General features: G+C 62.2%; 17 protein-coding genes and 1 pseudogene. 4 read left to right on the top strand and 14 right to left on the bottom strand.

Going from position 1 to position 19423, the window contains the following annotated elements:
• Positions 1–125: 125 nt before the first annotated feature.
• The 7 genes from VJX68_RS01575 to VJX68_RS01545 form a co-directional block, all read right to left on the bottom strand.
• Complete coding sequence (locus VJX68_RS01575) at positions 126–1322, bottom strand: NHL repeat-containing protein (RefSeq protein ID WP_324093881.1); 1197 nt, start codon at positions 1320–1322, stop codon at positions 126–128.
• A 140-nt stretch (positions 1323–1462) separates the two neighbouring features.
• Positions 1463–1936, bottom strand: a complete 474-nt coding sequence (locus tag VJX68_RS01570) for an NUDIX hydrolase (RefSeq protein WP_324093880.1) — start codon at positions 1934–1936, stop codon at positions 1463–1465.
• Positions 1933–3141 carry an anhydro-N-acetylmuramic acid kinase gene (locus VJX68_RS01565; RefSeq protein WP_324093879.1) on the bottom strand — a complete coding sequence of 403 codons (1209 nt, stop codon included), beginning with the start codon at positions 3139–3141 and terminating at the stop codon, positions 1933–1935. The genes VJX68_RS01570 and VJX68_RS01565 overlap by 4 nt, the downstream gene beginning before the upstream one ends.
• Entirely contained in the window at positions 3122–4378 is a 1257-nt protein-coding gene (locus VJX68_RS01560; protein ID WP_324093878.1) for an ABC transporter substrate-binding protein, read from the bottom strand. The genes VJX68_RS01565 and VJX68_RS01560 overlap by 20 nt, the downstream gene beginning before the upstream one ends.
• A 4-nt stretch (positions 4379–4382) precedes the next feature.
• The gene (locus VJX68_RS01555; protein ID WP_324093877.1) at positions 4383–5237 is read right to left on the bottom strand and encodes a MaoC/PaaZ C-terminal domain-containing protein; all 855 of its coding nucleotides are present in this window, start codon (positions 5235–5237) and stop codon (positions 4383–4385) included.
• A 303-nt stretch (positions 5238–5540) separates the two neighbouring features.
• Positions 5541–6653, bottom strand: coding sequence for an N-acetylglucosamine-6-phosphate deacetylase (nagA, locus tag VJX68_RS01550; protein ID WP_324093876.1), 1113 nt, complete (start codon positions 6651–6653; stop codon positions 5541–5543).
• The gene (locus VJX68_RS01545) at positions 6650–6901 is read right to left on the bottom strand and encodes a hypothetical protein (RefSeq protein ID WP_324093875.1); all 252 of its coding nucleotides are present in this window, start codon (positions 6899–6901) and stop codon (positions 6650–6652) included. The genes nagA and VJX68_RS01545 overlap by 4 nt, the downstream gene beginning before the upstream one ends.
• A gap of 121 nt (positions 6902–7022) precedes the next feature.
• On the opposite strand from VJX68_RS01545, the gene VJX68_RS01540 reads away from it, so the two are divergent.
• Positions 7023–8009 (top strand): hypothetical protein, encoded by a 987-nt coding sequence (locus VJX68_RS01540; RefSeq protein ID WP_324093874.1) that lies wholly within the window; start codon positions 7023–7025, stop codon positions 8007–8009.
• Positions 8010–8020: 11 nt separating this feature from the next.
• Here the strand turns inward: VJX68_RS01540 and VJX68_RS01530 are convergent.
• Positions 8021–12733: pseudogene (locus VJX68_RS01530) on the bottom strand (NAD-glutamate dehydrogenase domain-containing protein).
• A 169-nt stretch (positions 12734–12902) separates the two neighbouring features.
• On the opposite strand from VJX68_RS01530, the gene VJX68_RS01525 reads away from it, so the two are divergent.
• Together VJX68_RS01525 and VJX68_RS01520 are read left to right on the top strand one after the other, a co-directional pair.
• Positions 12903–14153 carry a class I SAM-dependent RNA methyltransferase gene (locus VJX68_RS01525; protein ID WP_324093873.1) on the top strand — a complete coding sequence of 417 codons (1251 nt, stop codon included), beginning with the start codon at positions 12903–12905 and terminating at the stop codon, positions 14151–14153.
• 71 nt (positions 14154–14224) lie between these two features.
• Positions 14225–14476, top strand: coding sequence for a hypothetical protein (locus VJX68_RS01520; RefSeq protein ID WP_304819693.1), 252 nt, complete (start codon positions 14225–14227; stop codon positions 14474–14476).
• Positions 14477–14493: 17 nt separating this feature from the next.
• Here the strand turns inward: VJX68_RS01520 and VJX68_RS01515 are convergent, their stop codons facing one another.
• A complete protein-coding gene (locus VJX68_RS01515) occupies positions 14494–14925 on the bottom strand; it encodes a Rieske (2Fe-2S) protein (RefSeq protein ID WP_324093872.1) in 432 nt (143 codons plus the stop codon).
• A 122-nt stretch (positions 14926–15047) separates the two neighbouring features.
• Between VJX68_RS01515 and amrB the strand changes: the two genes are divergently transcribed.
• The gene (gene amrB / locus VJX68_RS01510; RefSeq protein ID WP_324093871.1) at positions 15048–16274 is read left to right on the top strand and encodes an AmmeMemoRadiSam system protein B; all 1227 of its coding nucleotides are present in this window, start codon (positions 15048–15050) and stop codon (positions 16272–16274) included.
• On the opposite strand, the gene VJX68_RS01505 is transcribed toward amrB, so the two are convergent.
• The 5 genes from VJX68_RS01505 to nudC form a co-directional block, all read right to left on the bottom strand.
• Complete coding sequence (locus VJX68_RS01505) at positions 16271–16954, bottom strand: molybdopterin-dependent oxidoreductase (protein WP_324093893.1); 684 nt, start codon at positions 16952–16954, stop codon at positions 16271–16273. The two genes, amrB and VJX68_RS01505, sit on opposite strands and share 4 nt — an antisense overlap.
• Position 16955: 1 nt before the next feature.
• Positions 16956–17708, bottom strand: a complete 753-nt coding sequence (locus VJX68_RS01500; protein ID WP_324093870.1) for a cytochrome b/b6 domain-containing protein — start codon at positions 17706–17708, stop codon at positions 16956–16958.
• Between the two features lie 40 nt (positions 17709–17748).
• The gene (locus VJX68_RS01495) at positions 17749–18057 is read right to left on the bottom strand and encodes a DUF6799 domain-containing protein (RefSeq protein ID WP_324093869.1); all 309 of its coding nucleotides are present in this window, start codon (positions 18055–18057) and stop codon (positions 17749–17751) included.
• Positions 18058–18079: 22 nt separating this feature from the next.
• Complete coding sequence (locus tag VJX68_RS01490; RefSeq protein ID WP_324093868.1) at positions 18080–18334, bottom strand: hypothetical protein; 255 nt, start codon at positions 18332–18334, stop codon at positions 18080–18082.
• Between the two features lie 113 nt (positions 18335–18447).
• Entirely contained in the window at positions 18448–19371 is a 924-nt protein-coding gene (gene nudC, locus VJX68_RS01485) for an NAD(+) diphosphatase (protein ID WP_324093867.1), read from the bottom strand.
• Positions 19372–19423 lie beyond the last annotated feature (52 nt).

Raw genomic sequence — 19423 nt, 5'->3', positions numbered from 1 at the left:
CCTTCGGGCATCGCGCCGCGCAAAGATATTTGCCGAAAGTCTGACTACATGCCGTCGTAAATCAGGTACCGACCATTGCCATCGGCAACAATAAGCTGGTTGCCGACCTGGGTGACTCCCGCCGGCTAGCTGAGATTGTTTGCGCATGGTCCGCCTTCGGTGCATCTGGTGCCGTCGTTGTTTTCCACGCCGCAGGTGGAGTTTGGCTGGCCAAGCACGACATCGGCGGGCGTAAAGTTCGCGGTTGGAAACGTGTTCCACACCAGGATGCGGTTGTTCATCTGATCGTCGACGAAGAGTTGAGTGCCGTTGCTGAACACGCCGTCATACGGCATGTTCATGTTCTTTGCGCTGGGCAGTCCTGAACCGCCTGAGCCGTTCTTGTTTACTACGTTTGAAGTAAAGTCGGGCTGTCCGAGCACGATATCAGCTGGCTGAAAATTCTTTTTCGGAAACTTGTTCCAAATCAAAACCCGATTTTCATCTTCATCTGTGACGACCAGCCTTGTCCCGTCGGTCCACACTCCCGCCGGATAGCTGAAGTTGGCGTCGCTTGGAGCACCCGAAGTTCCGGTACCGCTATTGAGCGTAACGCAAGTTTTGAAGTTGTTCTGGCCGAGCACAATGTTCGCCTTTTGCCCGTTCTTTGCCGGAATCTTGTTATAGATGAGCACGCGAGCATTGCTGGAATCGGCCACGACCAGTTTTCCGCCGGCTGCGGAAATCGTTTCGGGAGCATTCATGCCTTTAGCGGTGCAAGCAAAGTTCCGGGTTCCGAATTTGGCCTGTCCGATCACGAAATTTGCCTTAACCTGATCCGACGTGGGAGCCTTTTTCCATATGAGAACGCGGCTGTCGTAGAAATCATCGACCAATAGCACCTTGCCGGAGACATAGGGCGACTGGGGTCCTCCAAACTGATTCGCCGCGTTGCCTTGGCCAGACGAGGTAAGATTTGGCTGGCCGAGCACGAAATCCGCGTCGGCGTCGTTTGATGTAGGAACGGCAAGGAACCCGAGCACTCGCTGATTGCTGTAGTCGCTGAGATAAATCGCGCCCGTCGGCCCAACGCCAACGGACCCAAGACCACCGTCGACTGTATCGGCGGCGGGATTGCCCATCCCCTGGTTTGGAAATCCTCCGGAGAAATCGGCCTGCCCGATGACCACCGAGGCCGCCTGAAAAGTCGTAAGAGTGATAGTCGCGTTGGGGGTCGAAACGACTTTTGAATCGTCGCCGGCCTGCGTAAGAGCGGGCGATGTGAAAATGGCGATGGCCAACATCGCACTTGCAGCGATGACGCCCACAATGCGGGTTTTCATCGAATCCTCTATGATGAAGTTATTTGGGGAAACCGGCGATGGCACGGAAGAGACCGGACGGAGCCTTTCACACGACCCTGTTCAAGTCAAAGCCTTGAGACGCTACGAGATTGGTAACGGAAAGCCGTATCTTTCTTGTACTAGTCCTTATCTCTTTGGACGATGTGAGTAATCGAAGTGGGTAGTGCATTCAGGCGGATTCTCAGAAACGAGGGAAAGATATTCAGGCCAGTGAGTGCGTCGATGCGGTGCCAGCGGAAGGTCAGCGGCACGCCGTCATCTTCCTTACCATAGAATTCTTTGCTGAGATCCAGCTGAGCTGCGAGCGGCTTGACGAGATAAAAACATCCGAGCTCATGATGGGGTTTGCCATCGAGAGTGAAGAAGTTCTCGACCAGCCAGATCAGGCAATCGATTTCGACTTGCAGGCCGGTTTCCTCGCGCATCTCTCGTATCATCGCGGCGTCGGCGAGTTCGCCGATTTCGACGTGCCCGCCTGGTAAGAACCAGAAGTCGTATTGCTCGACGCGGACCAATAGAACGTGGCCGCGATGAATCGCGATCCCGCTGGTGCGGAAATCGAACTGCAAACCGTTGCGCTCGAAGGCGATCATATTAATGGCTGCGGGGGCAGCGTGAGCTTGCCGAGGATGGCAGGAGCGCGCGCTCCGGTGACGGTGGGGATGTTGCCCTGGCGCCCGCGCAACATCTGGTAGCCGAGGATGGCGAATGCGACGGCCTCGAGCGCGTCGCCGTCAAGGCCGATGTCCGCGGCTGTCATCACTTCGACATTGGGAAGATCGGCCGCGATCATTCGCATCAGGGTGGGATTTTGCGCGCCGCCACCGGTGACGATCAACTGATCGACGGGACCGCGGGGAAAAATGAAGCGGCGGCATGCGTCGGTGATCGAGCGCGCGGTGAGCGCGGTGACGGTCGCGACCAGATCGTAGTCAACGATTTTCGTGCGGCGGCCGGCGGCGACGATGCGATCCAGAAGATGGGGTCCGAACTCCTCGCGGCCGGTGGATTTTGGCGGGCGGCGGCTGAAATAAGGATTCCGCATCAGCTTGGCGAGCAGCGGATCGTTTAGGTGGCCGCGCGCCGCGATGCGCCCGTCACGATCCATCCGCAGGCGGCCGCCGGAGATTCGCGAAGCGAGCGCGTCTATCATTCCGTTGCCCGGGCCGGTGTCGAATGCGATCAAGTCGGGGTCGCCGAGACGCGCGCGCGGCGGAATGTAAGTCGCGTTGCCTATGCCGCCGATGTTCTGCACGACGCGGCCGCGCTTGGGATCGGCGAACAGCCAGAGATGAGCGAGCGGTGCGAGAGGAGCGCCCTCGCCGCCGAGCGCGAGATCCATGGTGCGGAAGTCGGCGACCACCGGAACGCCGGTGGCTGCGGCGATAACGGCGGACTCGCCGAGTTGCATCGTGGAGGCGAGCTGTCCGCGCGTCGTGCGCCGAGGCGGCAGATGAAAAAAGGTGTGGCCGTGCGATCCGATAAAGGCAACGTCGGACAGTGCGATGCGCGCGCGCCTGGCGATCTCGATGGCGGCACGGCCGAAGTCGCGGCCGAGCGCGAAGTTGAGCGTGGAGATCGCGGCGGCGCCGATTTTTTCATCGGCGGAAGCGGCGAGCAGTGCTTTGCGAAAGCGCGCGGGGTGCAGAAAAGCGTCAAACGCGATCACCCGCGCGGGCGGACGGGAACGCTCGTCGAGTTCGACGAGCGCGGCGCTCACGCCGTCGTGCGAAGTCCCGGACATCAGGCCGATCGCGATAATCTTGCGGCCTTCTAGCCTAATCGTGATTGCGCTCATCTTCATCGGCGCCCGGATCTTCGTCGTCGAGCGACTCCTGCGAATCGTCGGGACGACTTAAGCGAAGGGCCTCGGCGCCCGCAAGCAGCAGACGCCATCCGGCGGGAAAATCGAGCGAGCCTGAGTCGTCGTGCGACTCGGGCGCGATAATCACCTTGCGCCCGCGGTGCCATTGCACGAGCAGCATCTGGTGACCGACTTGGCAGCCGGTAATGCGATCGATCGCAAAGTCGCCGAACATCGTGGTGGTGCGCAAATCCGAGAATGCGGCACGAAGCATCGCGTCGTCCGGGTGGCCGGCGCTCGCAAGCGCGGCGGCAGTCAGCAGGCCGGCGGCGTAAATCTGCGCGGCTGGATAGTCGGGAGTATCGTCCGCGCCTGCCGCGCGGATCCGGCGCGCAAACTCGGCGGGCGTCGGTCCGAGCGCGGGCTCGAGCTCGACGGAATCCTCCCATTGCGAGGGGCCAACGATTCCGTCCGCCAGTTCGCCCAGGTCCGACGCGAAGCGGCCGACGCCGGCTGCCACACATCCGAGCACCGGGATGTTGAGACGCGACTCCGCGACTGCGCGCATTACGGCGACGTCGTGCTCGTAGCTGCCGGCGCTGGCGAGTGCGTTGACGCGGTTGCGCGTGAGCGCGGGGAAAAGCCGCGCTGGCGTCGTTTCGGGGTCGAACGCGCCGTTCCATTTGACGCGGACGCGGACTCCGCGGCGGCGAGCGGCCCGCTCATCTGCGGCGCGCTCGAAGCCCGATGCAACCGCGCGAGCGAACGGAGACTTCGATACGACGATCGCGACGCGCTTGCGCCACAACTTGAGTTGAGTGAGTAGTCGGACGAAGCCGCTCAAATAGTCACTTGCAGGACTGAGTACTCCGACGATTAGCTTGTAGCCGCGCTCATATAGTTCATCGCCGGCGCCGCCGTGATTGACGAAGACGCGGCCGGATTGTTCGACGATGGGTGCGGCGACGCGCGCGAGGCGATTGGAGTACGGGCCGAAAATTACGCCGGCGCGGCGATTCGCGCATAGCGAGCGATAGATTTCGGCGCATCGCGCGGTATCGCTCGCGTCGTCGTGGCATTCGAGCGCGAACTCACATCGCTCGCCGGCGACGCGAAGCGCGCTGCTGGCGTTGGCGTCGGCGACGAACAGACGAATCGCGATTTCCGCCTGCCGGCCCATCGGCGAGTATTCGCCGGTGAGAGAGAGCGAGAGGCCGATGGTGATTTTCACAAAGTCAGGGTGCGACTTCGGCGACGCCGCCCTTGATAACGGCCTGACCGTCGGGATTGAAAGTTTCGTAGGCGAAAATCTTGCGGCCGTCGCGCTCGCCGTCCGCCCAAACCTTGGTCGTGATGGTCTGGCCGGGCAGCACGGGTCGGGAGAAGCGCACGCGCAGGCGCTTGAGGCGAATCGGGTCGCCGGCGCAGAGTTTGTCGATCGCGACCTTCGACGTAAACGCCATCGTGCAGAGGCCGTGCACGATGATGCCCGGCAGGCCCGCCATCTTCGCGATGTTCTCATCGACATGGATCGGATTGGGATCGCCGGAGGCCTCCGCGTAGCGGAAGGTCTGATCCTTGTCGATGGTTTGCGCGACGGAAAAGAGCGGCGCACCGCGATCGGGCTCGACGGGACGCGGTTCCGCGGCTCCAGCGTCGCGGTTTCTGGCGCCTCGGATGAAAATAATGAAGAGAGTTTTCTGAACCGGCTGGCCTTTCTGGTTGGTGGCGTTGAGCTCGACGGTCATGGTCTCGCCGGTGGTCTTGGCTTCGATCGAAAGGACTTTTGCGTTCGCGGTGATGACGTCGCCGGGGCGAATCGGATTTGGAAATTCCATGTCCTGCTCGCCGTGAACGAGGCGTAGCAGGTCGACGTGCAAGTCGGGATCCATCATGGCTTTCATCAGCGCGTCCCACGTGACAGTGACGCCGAACATCGGCGGCGCGACAATACCGCCGGGGCGGTTCGCATCGAAGAACGCGGGGTTGTCGTCGTTGTAGGCGCGCGCGTACTTCTGGAGCGCATCGAGGGTGACGTTAATCGTAACGGGCGGATATTCGCGGCCCACGCAGGCTGTGTTCAGTGGCATTTATGGCTCCGTTTGATGCTCAGATGCGGGAAAAGGAACCGGTCGCTGGGAGCATTACGCCGCGATTCATACCACCCGTGGTGGTGCTCAGAGCACTCCACTACCATCGGTAGCTTCGTTCCGTCAAAAATTGTTTCTGTTGCGCGGGCGCCGCCCGAATTTCGTGAATCAGGCGAGTATTGTGCATTCTGGCGCATACCTTAGAGGTAGCACAGAAAGTTCGCCGGGGTCAGGCTGAATAGTTCATCCCGCCACCCTTGGCATCGAATTCAAAACCGTGCGCGATTTTTCAGGTTTCGGCGGCTAACCAATCTCGCGACCGCCGATGAACACGGACTTCAGCTCCAGCGCCCGGCTGAGCACGGCCAAATCGGCACGCGCACCGGCCTGGATGCGGCCGCGATCGTTGGCGCCCACGAGTCTGGCGGGATTCGCGGCAGCCATCACGGCCGCATCGCCGATTCTGACCTCTGCCCTTTCGACCATGACGCGCACGCCGTCGAGCATCGAGATGATGCTGCCCGCGAGCGTGTCGTCATCGAGGCGCGCGGCGCCGTCGCGAATCGTCGCGCGGGCTCGGCCGACATTTTTTTCAGCGCCAGAGGTTTCTGCCAGCGCGACTTTGTCGGTGACAAGGATGATGCCGTCTTTGCCGCGTGCAGTGACGGCGAGACGGAGCATCGCAGGATGGACGTGGACGCCGTCGGGGATCATTGCGGGCTTTGCAGGTGATGCAGCGAGCGCAGCGGCGATGACACCGGGATCGCGCTGGTTCAATGGGCGCATCGCGTTGAACAGATGCGTGAACATCCGGGCACCGGCGGCGATGCCGGCGTTGGCCTCCTCGAGAGTCGCGTTGGTGTGACCGATAGAGACGACCACGCCGCGCGCAGTGAGGCGCCGAATAGCGTCGAGTGCACCGGGCAACTCGGGGGCGAGCGTGATCAAGCGGAGCGCGCGCATCGCGAGCACTCGCTCGAAGGCGTCACCACGCGGATCGAGGTTGAGCGCAGGATGCGCGCCAAGACGGTGCGGCGAGATGAACGGACCTTCGAGATGCATGCCTAGAATGGCGGCGCCGGCGGCGGAGCTATCGCGTTGCGAAATTTCAAATGCACTCGCAATCGAATCGTGCACCTGCGCGATCTTTTCGATTGGCGCGGTTACCGCGGTCGGCATCCACGCGGTGGTGCCTTCGTGCGCGAGATGATGGCTCAGCTTGGCGAGTGCGTCGGGCGACGCGTTCATCACGTCGATGCCGTGCGAGCCGTTGACCTGAAGATCGACGAAGCCGGGCAGGATGTAGTCGTCGCCGGCGTCAGATGCCGGATCGACCGCAGTTATTCTATCAGTGAAGCTGACATGCCCGCGGACGAGCGAGCCGTCGGGCTTCGCGATGGTGCCTGACAGCTTCAATTCGCGCCGAACCGCTCTGCGAGCAGACGCGAGAAGCGCGGCAAATAGATGAGGTCGAAGGTTTCTTCCTTGCCGGGGAACATCGCGACCGCGGCGCCCTTGAGCGCGAGCACGTGCTCCCATCCCTGCTCGAGCGTCATGTCATTGTCCTGCGCGATGGTTGCGAAGGTCAGCTCGACCAGGAAGCGCAGGCGGCGGATGAGTTTATTCTCATGCGCGATTTGTGCTGCGCGATCGTCGTCGGCCATGAGTGCATTCTCCGTGAGGGGCGGTCGTGAAATCTCATTATATCATCGAAGCAATAGCTGGTCATCGGGAAATGGCACGGACTTGTCTCGATTGTACGAGGATGCCAACCTCTAACGCGCCGTGAGTTCCGTCCGCCTCAAAAGCAGCTTCATATATCTCGCCAACGCGGTAAACGATCTGCGCGGGAATTGGTCGGTGCTGGCTGTCGTGCTGGCGCCGTTGCTGCTGGCGGCGGCGCTGTGCCTACTGCCGGACGCGTTGAATCTGCAATACCGTCTCGCGACGACGTTTGAGCCGGGCTCGCAAAATATCAGCTACACGCAAGTGGATAGCGTAGGTGCGACGCCGAGCAAGCCCGCGCCGCTGCAAGAGCCGCAGCCGTTCTCGCCGTGGGTCACGACCGCGCTACATCTGATCTTCGGACTGCTAACTTTGCTGGTGACCCTGGTTACGCTGTGTTCGCTGAAGAGAATCCAGGCGGGAGTCCGTGAGCCTGCGATTATCGGCGAAGCGATCGAAGTCTACCGGCGCTCGATTCAGCTTGCGCCGGGGTTCATCTGGGTGACGATTCTGCAACTGCTCGCGCCGGCGCTGGGGCTGTTCCTGTTCCAGCAGGCGTCGACTTACATGCCCGCTTCAATCGGCGTTTGGGCATACATCGTGCTGGTGCTGATGATCATGCTCGGCGCCATCGTGTACGCGTGGCTGTACTTTGCGCAGTTCGCGCTGATCTTCGACGGGAAACATAGCTGGCACGCGCTGTTGTTCAGCCGCGACCTGATGCGCAAGCGCTTCTTCAAAGTCGCGACGCGGATCGTGGTTTTTCTCGCGGTCTGGTCGGGATTCAACTCGTGGGCGGCAGGCGCGTTTGTCGTGGTGAGCCTGCTATTCGGGCCGGTCGGGGTGGTGACGGGTTTTCTCGGGACGACAATCTTTTTCGTCGATCTTGCGGAGATCGGCGTCAACTTTGCGACCACCGCGTTCCTGGTCGCGGCGGGGCTGCGCCTCTACCAGGATTTGCGGGAGCGCCAACCGGCGGAGCACATCGACTCCGCCGCGCAATCCGCGATGCAGCCGACGGCGCAACTGCCGCAGGTCGCGCTCTGAAGAGCGAGCGATCAGCCGAGCTCCACTGCCAGGCGGGAGAGGGCGCGGATCGTGACGTGAATCGCGGGTAGGCTTGGCGGCTGCAGAGTCTTCAGTTCGTCGAATAGCCGCGCGACTTCCGCGAATCGGTTGGCGCGAACGCGCTTCAACTGCTCGATCGATTCATCGACATCGATATCGGGGTTCTCAGTGATGGCGTCGAGGACCGCGCAGCACAGCGCGATGCGCGCGGTGCGAAGTTCGGTGGCGAGTTCGTTGGCGGCGCGCCGCTCCCAGCGGTCGTCGCCGCCGATCGATTGAAGCGCTTCTTCGAGAATTGCGAAGTTGAGTTGCGCGCTCAGGCCGAAATACGCGCGAGCAGTTTTGGCCGGATCGATTTCGCGGGAGAAACTCAAGCTCAGGACGCTCAGAATGTGATCGGCGAAGGCCAGGCGCACGAGCCCATGCGCCAGTTCGCCGTCCAGTACGTCGACCCGCAGCACGCGATAGAGGCGCTCGAAGCGGTCGCGCTCGCCGCCAGCCAGCATCGTCTCGAACTCACCGCATAGGATTTCGAATGCGGGCTTGAAGCGGGTCACCGCGGCGCCGATCGAGGTGGCTGGTTCGAGTTCGCTGAGCGCCCATCCCGTGGCGCTGCGGCATGCGCGTTCCAGAGCGAGAAATGCGCCCAACTCCGATTCGGACGCGATCGTCTCCGCGTTGCGCTTGAGTTCGTCGGCGCGTTCGTGAATCGAAAGCACGTCCGTCGCGATCACCCATGCGCGGACGACATCCTCAGCCGCGACCCCGCGATCGCGGACATGGCTGAAGACGAAAGTCGAACCGACCAGATCGACAAGTTCGTTGACGGCGCGAGTTGCAATCAGCTCATGGCGGAGTCGATGCGCGCCGACGTCGGCGTGCTCGGCGAGCGTCGGCGGGAAGTACGGCCGCAGGAAACGTCCGACCAGGTACGAATCGTCAACCAGCACCGTGGCTTCAAGGCGCTGGATGAGATCGATCTTGCTGTAGGCCGTCGCCAGCGCAAGCTCCGGGCGGGTCAGGCCGGGGAAGCGCCCGTGGCGATCATTCAACGCCTCGCGCGGAGGTATCGCCGGGTCCATCCCGGTCAGGATGCCGCGATCCTCGATGGCCTGGAGATGGTCGCGAAATTCGGTCAAGTGCGTGCGGCTGCGAAGCTGTTCGAGGCTGAGCGACGGCACTTGGTCGCGATTGTCGGTGATGACGCGCTCGGCGACTTCGTCGGCGCATGCGGCGAGCGCGTGGTTGCGCGCGTCGAAGGTAAGCTCGCGGTGCGCCACGGCGGGCTCGAGCAGAATCTTGAGATTGACTTCGTGGTCGGACATGTCGACGCCGGCCGAGTTGTCGATTGCGTCGGTATTGATGCGTCCGCCGGCGAGCGCATACTCGATGCGCGCCTTTTGGGTGAAGCCGAGGTTGCCGCCTTCGACGACTATTTTCGCGCGAAGTTCCGGCGCGGTGATGCGGCACGCGTCGTTGGCGTGGTCGGCGACCTCGGCGTCGGTCTCAGTCGTCGCGCGAACGTAGGTGCCGATGCCACCGTTGTAAAACAAATCGACGGGCGCGCGCAGAATGCATTGAATCAACGATTCGCCGTCGAGCGCGTCGGAGTCGCATCCGAGGGCGGCGCGCGCCTGATTGCTCAGTTCGATGCGTTTCTGGCCGCGGCGGAAGACCCCGCCGCCGGGACTGATCAGCGCGGGATTGTAGTCGCCCAACTCGAGCGCGGCAGATCGAAAAGCCGCTTACGTTCGTCGAAGCCCGCAGCGGGGTCGGGATCAGGATCGATGAAGATGTGGCGATGGTCGAAGGCTGCTATCAGCTTGACGTTGCGCGAGCGCAGCAAGCCGTTGCCGAATACGTCGCCCGACATGTCGCCGATACCGATCATCGTGATCGGCGCGCCGCGGTCGGGGTCGCGGCCCATCTCGCGCAAATGCCGTCGCGCAGATTCCCACGCGCCGCGCGCCGTGATTCCAAGCTTCTTGTGGTCGTAGCCGTGCTCGCCGCCGGACGCGAAAGCGTCGCCGAGCCAGAAGCCGCGCTCGATCGCGATCCCATTAGCGATGTCGGAGAAACTCGCGGTGCCCTTGTCGGCGGCGACGACCAGATACGGGCCATCATTGTCGAGCACCCTTACTTGCTTCGGATGCACCGGGCCGGCGTCGGTAAGATTGTCGGTGAGATCGAGCATCGCGTTCATCAGCGTCTTGTACGCCTCGACGCCGTCGTGAAGATCCGGCTGATGACGCGGCCGCGGCTTGACGATGAAGCCGCCCTTGGCGCCGAACGGGACGATGATCGCGTTCTTCACGGTCTGGGTCTTCATCAGGTCGAGAATCTCGGTGCGGTAGTCGTCGGCCCGGTCGCTGAAGCGGATGCCGCCGCGCGCGAGGCGTCCATGCCGCAGATGGCATCCTTCCATGCGCGGACTATTGACGTGAATTTCGTAGAGCGGCGCGGTGTCGGGCAGCCCGGTGATGCGCGCGCTTTCGAACTTGAGCGCGATGTAGGGATCTGGCGACGGCGCCGCGCAGAAAAAATTGGTGCGCACAGTCGCCTCGACCAGCGACAACAGCGCTCGCGCAGTGCGATCGTCAACAATATTTTCGATCGAGGCGAGACGAGCGAGATAGGCCTCGCGCAACTCTGCGAACTTTTCTGAAGTGGCCGGTTTGTCGAACGAGAGGTGCGCGGTGAACAACTCGAACAGCGACTTGGCCAGGCCGGGATACAGTAACAGAACGCGCTGCAGGCCGAGACGTGCCGGCGCCAGCCGCATCTGGAACGCGGCAACGAGATACGCGCGCAGCAGAGCGACCTCGCGCCAGGCGAGTCCCGCGGTGAGAGTAAGCGCGTTGAGGGAATCGTCGGAAGCGAGACCATTGCGGACGGCGGCGATGGCGTCGGCAACCAGCGTGGCGCCGGGAAATTTCGCGAACGGCTGCGAGTTGGGTCCCTGCACCGAAAAAACCTGCAGGTATGTGCGCGTCAGCTTGCCGTCGGCGCGGGGGCGAAGTTCGTGAGCGTCCTCGGAAAGCACCTCGACGGCGAAGTTCTGGAGAGTGGGCATCAGGTCGGAGAGCATCGGGGCGTCGCCGAGCCCGACGATCCTAATGTCACTGTGAACTTCGTCGACGTGACCATCGGCCGCGTGCGGTCCGGTTTCGACGATGAAATCACGGCCCCCAGCGCTCAGCGCTTCGACGTCTTCGACGTCGCCAACCGCGCGCGTTACGTCGATCGTGGCCTGGTACTCAGCGCTGAACGCGCCGGTCCATCGCTCAGCGAGCGAGCGTCCGCGCTTGGGCCCGAATTTTTCGATTAACCGTTCCTGCAACCGATCGTCCCATCGTCGGGCGAGCCCGGCGATGGTTGCCTCGAGCCCGCGGATCACTGAGACCTTCGGCGGATCGGCAACGAAACAGAAATGGAGGCGCGCGGTATAGCCCTCGCCGAGCGCGAGATAGAAGTAGACCAGCGTGCCGTGGAGCGCGGCCGCCAAAGCGTCCTGGATGCGCCGGCTGAGCTCGGCGGAGCCGGCCTCGCGCGGCATCACGACCAGCGCGATCACGTTGCCATGGCGCAGGTCGGGCGCAACGAAGAGCCGCACCGCAGCCTCGCTCTTGACGTCGAGTATGAGTCGCAACTGCGCGCGCAATTCGGCGATGGGCGCGCGAAAGAGTTCATCCTTGGGAAAGCTGTTGAACGCGGAAACGATTTCCTTGTAGTCGTGCGAGCCCGGCGCGGCGCCCTCGGACTCCAGCACTTCGCGCAACTTCGCACGCAGAACCGGAATGTGCTGCGCTTCCTCGGCGTAGGCCTTGGAGGTGAACAGCCCGACAAAATTGTCGAACGCGACGACGCGACCCGAGGCGTCGGTGCGGCGAATCGAGACGCTGTCCATTGGGCGGCGGCGATGCACGTGCGATTCGCTGCGAGTCTTGCCGATCACCAACGGCGGCCCTTCGAAGAAAAGCTTGCGGCGTGCGGGTGGGAGTTCTCCGAGCAGGACGGAGGTGCGAAATCGCGACTCGTCGTGCTCGCGCATGATGCCGAGTTCCGCGCCCGGATCAAGCTCGAATTTCGTGGTACCGTCGCCGCCGCTCACGAGAAAGCGGCGATAGCCGAGAAATACAAAGCCGCCGTGGATGAGCCAGCGCAGGAGATCGCGGACTTCGATCAGTTCGCGGTTCGACGCGGTTTCTTCGCAAACCTGCAGGGCCAGTCCGGTCATCCGTTCGAAATCGCCGGTCGCCGCGCGGACCTCGGTGAGAATGGAGATAACATCGCGCTCGATTTCGCGCGCCTGTTCGGGCGTGGGCGTCAGCTCGAGTTCCGCGTGAACGAACGATTCGCCGCGCTCAGTCGAGAGGGACCGTTCGAACGAGGCGATCCGGCCTTGCTTGTCGCGAGCGACTCTGAAGATCGGGTGAAGCATCGTGCGAACGGTGGCGCTAAGATGATGGAAATATTCGAGCAGGCTGTCGACGATAAACGGGCAGTCGGTGGTCACGATCTCGACGACGGCGAGCGGGTCGTTGTCGTAACCCGGAACCGATTCGACTCGCGCGATCACGGGCTCGGTGCGGACGGAAAAGAATTCGAATGCCGACTGCACGAGCGCAAGCCGCCGTTTGGGCGGAATCCGCTCTCGAGTCTCGGCGGACTCGCGCGCGAAGAGCCGCTCGGCGAAAGCGGATACGAGGGCGGCGGACTCAGCGGGAAGATTCCTGTCGATTAGCTCGCGGAGTTCGGTCTCGATCGCCAAGGCGTCACCGGGTGAGAGCGTAGATAGGATGGCGCGAACGCGCGCGCATCATTATAAGTCGCGTCGCGCGAATTGCGTAGTGGGGATAAACTTGAGGGAGCATGCCGGAGATTGAAATCAGCGCGATGACGTTCGGGCCGTTCGGCGTCGGTCGTCAAGACGGCAAGGCCGTGATGGTTCCCGGCGCGGTTGCGGGCGACAAGCTCGACGTCGAGATAGTCTCGGAGCGCCGCGATTACACCGTCGCGAAGATTCGCGAAATCATCCGCGCGAGCGCCGACCGCCGCTTGGCGCCGTGTCCGTATCTACCGCGATGCGGCGGATGCGACTGGCAGCATATCGGCTACGGGGCGCAAGTGCGCTTCAAGGGCGAGGTTGTCGCGCGCGAGTTGGGCCATGCGCTGGGAATCGAGATTGATCCAGTCGGACTTGTCGAACCGGCGCCGGCGGAGTTCGGCTATCGGTCGAGAATCCGGCTCAGGGTTGGCGCCAAGGGCGTGCTTGGATTTTACGAGGCCGGCAGCAACACGATCGTCGAGATCGATTCCTGCATGGTCGCCGAGGCCGGCATCCGCATGCCGCTGCACCTGGCGCGGTCGCTCGGCAGACGCGTCGAAGAGATCGAGGTGGTGCGCGACGGCGCGCGCGAAGTGCAGGTCGCACAGCTTAAGAAGCCGGCGTCCGAGGAGGACCTCAGGCGGGCATGCAACGTGCTCGAATCGGACAGCGAGATTGCGGGAATCGTGCTGCGCTCCGGCATGAGTCGCGCGACGGTCGGCGACGCTGCGATTGCAATCGAGCTCGAACACGGGCTCTCGATCGAGGTTGACGCCGATCTCTTCAGCCAGGTGAATCGCGCGCAGAATCAGAAGCTGGTCGCAAGCGTGATGGAGATGGCGGCGATTCACGAATTGTCGCCGGTGCTCGATCTGTTTTGCGGCGCGGGCAACTTCAGCCTGCCCGCATCGCGGCGCGGCGCGCGAGTGACGGGCGTCGATGCCGACGCGGGCGCGATCGCGGCGGCGTCGCACAATGCGGCGCGTTTGAAATTCCGCGATGCGCAGTTCGTTGCGATGAAGGCGTCGGCGACGGCGGATTTTCTGCATCGCGCGCGCTATCGTCCCGAGGTCACAATTCTCGATCCGCCGCGCACCGGTGCGCCCGATCTGATGGAACCGATCATCAAGCTGCGAGCCCCGAGCGTAATCTACGTATCGTGCAACGTGACGACGCTGGCGCGCGATCTGCGCGTGCTTTCAGGCGCTGGATACAAAGTCAATCGCGTCCGCGGCTTCGATTTTTTCCCCAACACGCATCATGTTGAGATCGCAGTGCACGCGCTATTGACTTAGATCGCGGGGCATTCTTAGAGTAATTGAGTGGTCGATTCCCGCATCCTCCCGCCAGAGGGTTGATCAAAGAGATGCCCAAGCAGGAAAAGGAAAAGCTCCCGAGGCCGAAGATTACGATTATCCCGGGCCGCGGGGTCGCGCAGACAATCAACTATTTGCTTGAGGACCGGGACGACCTCGAATGGATCATCGCGGTCGGGCGCACGAAGAACGGCGAGCTGTTCTTCTACGACACCGGCGGCGACATCGTCGAGGACCTCGGCACGCTCGAGTACCTGAAGGCGCGAATCGTGCGCGCCCACTTCGGCGACGAGTACGAATAAGCCGTAATCGTCCTCTCTCAGTCTTCGAATTCTTCCTGCGGCGGCCGCGCGTAGATGACTCCGTCCTCGATTTCGGTCAGCACCCGGTAAAGATATTTTCCGCATGCGCTCGGCGGCCCCGCGATACATTCGCCGCTCGCCGGCTCGTAGTAGGCGTTGTGCGTCTGGCACATCAGGTAGCGCCCGTCTTCCGCGAAAAACTGGTTGTCCACCCAGTCCATCGCCATCGGCACATGCCGGCATCGATTGACGTAGGCGTGAAACTCACCACCGAAGTTGATCAGGAAACATTCCTCGTCGGTGCCGCGAATAGGCAGCATGAACTTCAGCGACTCGCCGGGCGCGAGCGCGTCGGTGCGCGCAATTATGTAGCGGGCCCGCGCGGGCGCGCTTTTGTTTCGGAGATGAGACCGGGTCAGAGCGGCGCGGCGTCGATGTTGGTCGGACATTCTATATTGGCGGATTTTTGCGCTCGGATTTTCTAGCGGCTTGCCGGATTTTGTCAAAGCCCATAGCATCTGTAAACGCGGCCCTCGCTCCAGGCCGAGCATCTTCAAGATTTATATTCGCGATGGAAAATCCAAAGATTCGCGCCGTCGAGGCTTTCCCCGTCGAGCAGCAGGGTCAGACGCTGATCTGCTTGCGCGATCCGAGCGGGCTGGCGCCCGAGCCGGTCATGCTCGGTATGGGCGCGTACTTCATCGTGACTTTATTCGACGGCCGCATGTCGCTGAAGGATATCCAGGCCGCGTTCGCGAAGCGCTTCGGCGAGATGATTCCGCTCGAGAAGCTGGACGAACTGATCGCGGCGCTGGATGGCGCGTACTTTCTCGACTCGCCCGCATTTCACGAGCGCGAGCGCCACGTGCGCGAGGAATTTCTCGCGAGTCCAGATCGTCCCGCGGCGCTGGCGGGCCTCTGCTACGAGAAGGATCCGGCGAAGTTGCGGCTTGAGCTGGCGGCATTTTTCGACCCGCCCGAAGGACCCGGGCGCGCTGTCTCGAAGAAAAAGTCAGCGTCGCTCGCAGGCCTGATCGCGCCTCATATCGATCCGCGACGAGGCGCCGCCGCCTATGCACACGCGTATCACGAGCTGATGGCGCACGAGCCGCCCGAACTGGTGGTAATCTTAGGAACTTCGCACTACGGCGCCGGCCCGGAGCTGTTCAGCGCGACGCGCAAGAACTACGCGACGCCGTTTGGCGCGGTCGAGACCGACGGCGCGTTTATCGATCGGCTCGCGGCGCGCTACGAAGGCGACCTGTTTGCCGATGAGATGCTGCATCGCGGCGAGCACTCGATCGAATTCCAGGCGCTGTTCCTTGCTTACACGCTCGGCGCACGCGGCTACCAGGTCGTGCCGATCGTCGTCAGTTCTTTCCATGAAATGGTGGCGAACAGCGTCACTCCCGCGCGCGATTCGCGCGTCGGATCATTCATTGAGGCGCTGAAAGCCGAGCTCGACACGGAGAATCGTCGAGTGCTGATCCTGGCGGGCGTGGATTTCGCGCACGTCGGCAAGAAGTTCGGCGATGAGTTCGCCGCAGATAATACAGTGGCCGAGCGCGTGCAGCGCGAGGATCTGGGCCTAATCGAAACTATCAAGCGCGGCGACCCCGAAGGCTTCTTCGCTGACATACTGAAGGATCGCGACGCGCGCCGAATTTGCGGGCTGTCGCCGATGTACACGCAGCTCGAGCTGCTGCGCGGCCGCAGCGCGCGCCTGCTCAAATATGGAATCGCGATGGAACCGCAGAGCGAGTCGGCGGTGTCGTTCGCGAGTCTCGCTTTTGACTAAACGCCGCCGTACCAATCGTAGCCCTGATCTTCCCAGTAGCCGCCCGCGCGCGTCGGCAGAAAATTTACCTCGGTCAGATACTTCACGTTCTTGTAGCCGAGCTTGACGGGCGAGTAGAGGCGGAGCGGCGCGCCGTGATCGGGGTAGAGCGGTCGCCCGTTCATGCCATAGGCGAGAATCGTCTGCGGATGAAGCGAGCTCTCGATGTCCCACGTCGAATAGTAGCCGTTGTCGAATGATTTGAACTCGACGTACTGCGCATCGCGGCTCGCGCCGACCATCCGCGCGATCTCGCGCAGTTGCACGCCCCGCCATTCGGCCACCGCCGACCATCCCTCGACGCAATGATGGCGAATTCGCATTCCGGTCTGCGGCATCCGCTTTAGCTGTTCGAGCGAGAAGATCGACGGCCGTGCGACAACGCCACCAACCTTGAGTGCCCAATTGTCCGGAGCGAACGGCATATCGTCGGAAATAAAGTAACTCGGGAACGCAGCCTCGGGCGTGAGCTCCGACGCGGGCGGTTCGGGCGCGAGGCGATTCTCAGAAAACAACAGCCGATCGACGCGCTCGTTCCATCGTCCCATCCCCGCCAGGAACATCGACGCCGCACGGTTGTCGCATCCCGCAAGCGCGGTGCTCGCCGCGAGACCGAGCAGAAGCTTTCGCCGCGTGATCATCCTAGCCACGCTGTCCCCCGGTCACCATTGTCACGATCGTCCTCGGATGCAGCACGACAAGTACCAGGTGCATCGCTGTGAACGATGCGAGCAGCACCAGGCAGCTCAAGTGGACGACGCGCGCGACGTCGTATCCGCCCAATGCCGCGGTTATCCAGTACAACTGCACCGGTTTGTAAATCGCCAAGCCCGACATAACGACGACGACTCCGAACAGAATCGCCGAGGTGTAGGCCATGCGTTGCAGGCCGTTGTAGAACTCCTCGGGCGGTGGAGTTTTGCGGATGCGCAAGTAGTACGCGAACATCGCGAGCGCGTTCGAGGTGTCGCGGGTTGGAATGAATACGCGGCGGCGCCATTCACCGCTCGCGACCATATAGATGAGATAGATCGCGCCGTTGAGGATGAGGAACCAGGCGATCGCGAAATGCCAATGACGCGCGCCCGCGAGCCATCCGCCGAAGCGCAGCCAAGACGGCGGCGCGTCGTTTTGAAACGGATACCACTTATATTGTGCGCCGCGCGGCCCAAGCGCGGGATACGCGGCAAAAATCTGCAAGCCGCTGCCCGCCATGATCACGAGCAGCGGAATATTGACCCAATGCGCCAGCCGAATCGCGGCGGGCTGCGCGCGTCGTCCCTTGAGCCGATTTTCAGCGGTCGATGATGCTGCCGACTCACTCCGCGGCGGCGAGATTTGAAGCCGCGTGGTGACCCTCGCGGCCTTTCGACTTTCTGCTGGATGCGCGTCCATCGTGTATCTTCAACTGTTTCGCGAGCCTTGAGGTTCCCCCCTAGTGGCTCATCGGGGCAGCCCTGCCGCCTTTCATCAGATGCCCGTCCATCATGATCATTTCACCGTCTTGCAGATGAAATTCCGTGCCGTCTTTCGACTTGACGGTGCCGTCGACCTCCACAGTCGTGCCATCCGACATCGTGACCTCGTGATCCATCGCAGTCGCCGGATGCCCCGCCTTCATCATCATCATTTTTCCGCCGCTCATCATGACGCTGTCCATGTCGGCTGCAAATGGCGCGGTGGCGAATTGCGAGAATACAAAGGTAGCCGCGATCAGGCAGATGCTGAAGCGCAAGGGCTTCATGAGCGTGCGAGGCTCCGAAAACTCAGATCTGAAAATCGCCTTTGCGCGGTTTGGGGCTCTTATGACCCGCTTCGCGGGCCTGGATCTGCATCGCCTCGACCTCGTTGCTGATTTCGTGGAGCCGATGCTGAAATTCCGAGGCCTCCACTATCACGCCGACCTGGCAGCCTTGGCAGACGATATGAGTCTCGCTGGACTGTTCCAATTCCCGCACCAGCAGCGAGTTTTTGAAGCCGCACTTTGGGCAAGCGATATCTACGGTTTCGTCTTCAAACATTTTCAAACCTCACGGCTGTCATTCCGATACGCCGATGATTGCCGAGACTCAAAATCACATTACTCCGGGCGGACCCGAGTCGCGAGGCGGTGCTGTCCTCCGAGACCGGGCTGTCACTTCTCACCGAGAGCCCACGTCTTGATCAGATGATGCGCGATCGCAATCGGTGGCGGCACGCGCAGACCATCCACCTGCTTTCCCGCGACTAGCTCGCGCGCGACGCTGCGCTCGAGCCACCGCACTTCCGCGAGTTCGGTCTCGTCCGCCTTTACGTCGCGGCTCTCAGCTTTCGCGAAACATCCGATCATCAGCGACGACGGGAACGGCCACGGCTGCGTGGCGTAGTAAGTCACGTCGCGCACCTTCACAGAGGCCTCCTCCATCAGTTCGCGCCGCACCGCTTCTTCGATCGTTTCGCCGGGCTCGACAAAGCCCGCCAGCGCGGAGAACATCCCGGGCGGAAACTGCTTGCCGCGTCCTACCAGGCACGCCTCGCCTTCGGTCGCGAGCATGATGACGACGGGATCGACGCGCGGAAAATGCTCGGCGTTGCACTTGGTGCACTGCCGCCGGTAACCCCCGTCCATCATCGTCGTCGGCGCGCCGCATCGCGGACAGAAGCCGTGCCGCTGATGCCAATCGATCAGCGCCTTCGCTTGCGCGATGATTGCCGCATCTTTCAAAGAGACCATAGACGCCGCCACGCGAGCGTCACGAAAATAGCCGAGTCCCGCGAGCGGTCCCGCGTTCGCAGGATCGCCGGCCTCCGAGACATCAAGCGCAAATATGGCGACGTCTCCATCGAGACCCAGGAAAATGCACGGCGCTCCTGCGCCCGCGAGCGAATCCGCAACTCCCGGGCGCAACAGGCCAAGTTCGATCGGAGGGTTCGATTTTTCCGGCCCGAGCAGAAACGGCTCGAGGCGCCACATCGGGAATATCAGCGAAGACGGATCGCGCCGTCTCGACTTGATCCAGTTTGTATCGGTGCGCTTTTCGCTCGCGCGATTGAGGGGACTACCGGCAAACGGAATCATTTTTCTTTGGTGGACGCACCTGGACTCGAACCAGGGACCTCTTGCATGTGAG

The sequence above is a fragment of the Binatus sp. (SeqCode) genome, assembly GCF_035272065.1.
Lineage (GTDB): Bacteria > Desulfobacterota > Binatia > Binatales > Binataceae > Binatus.
This window is presented reverse-complemented; position numbering and strand designations above follow the sequence as displayed.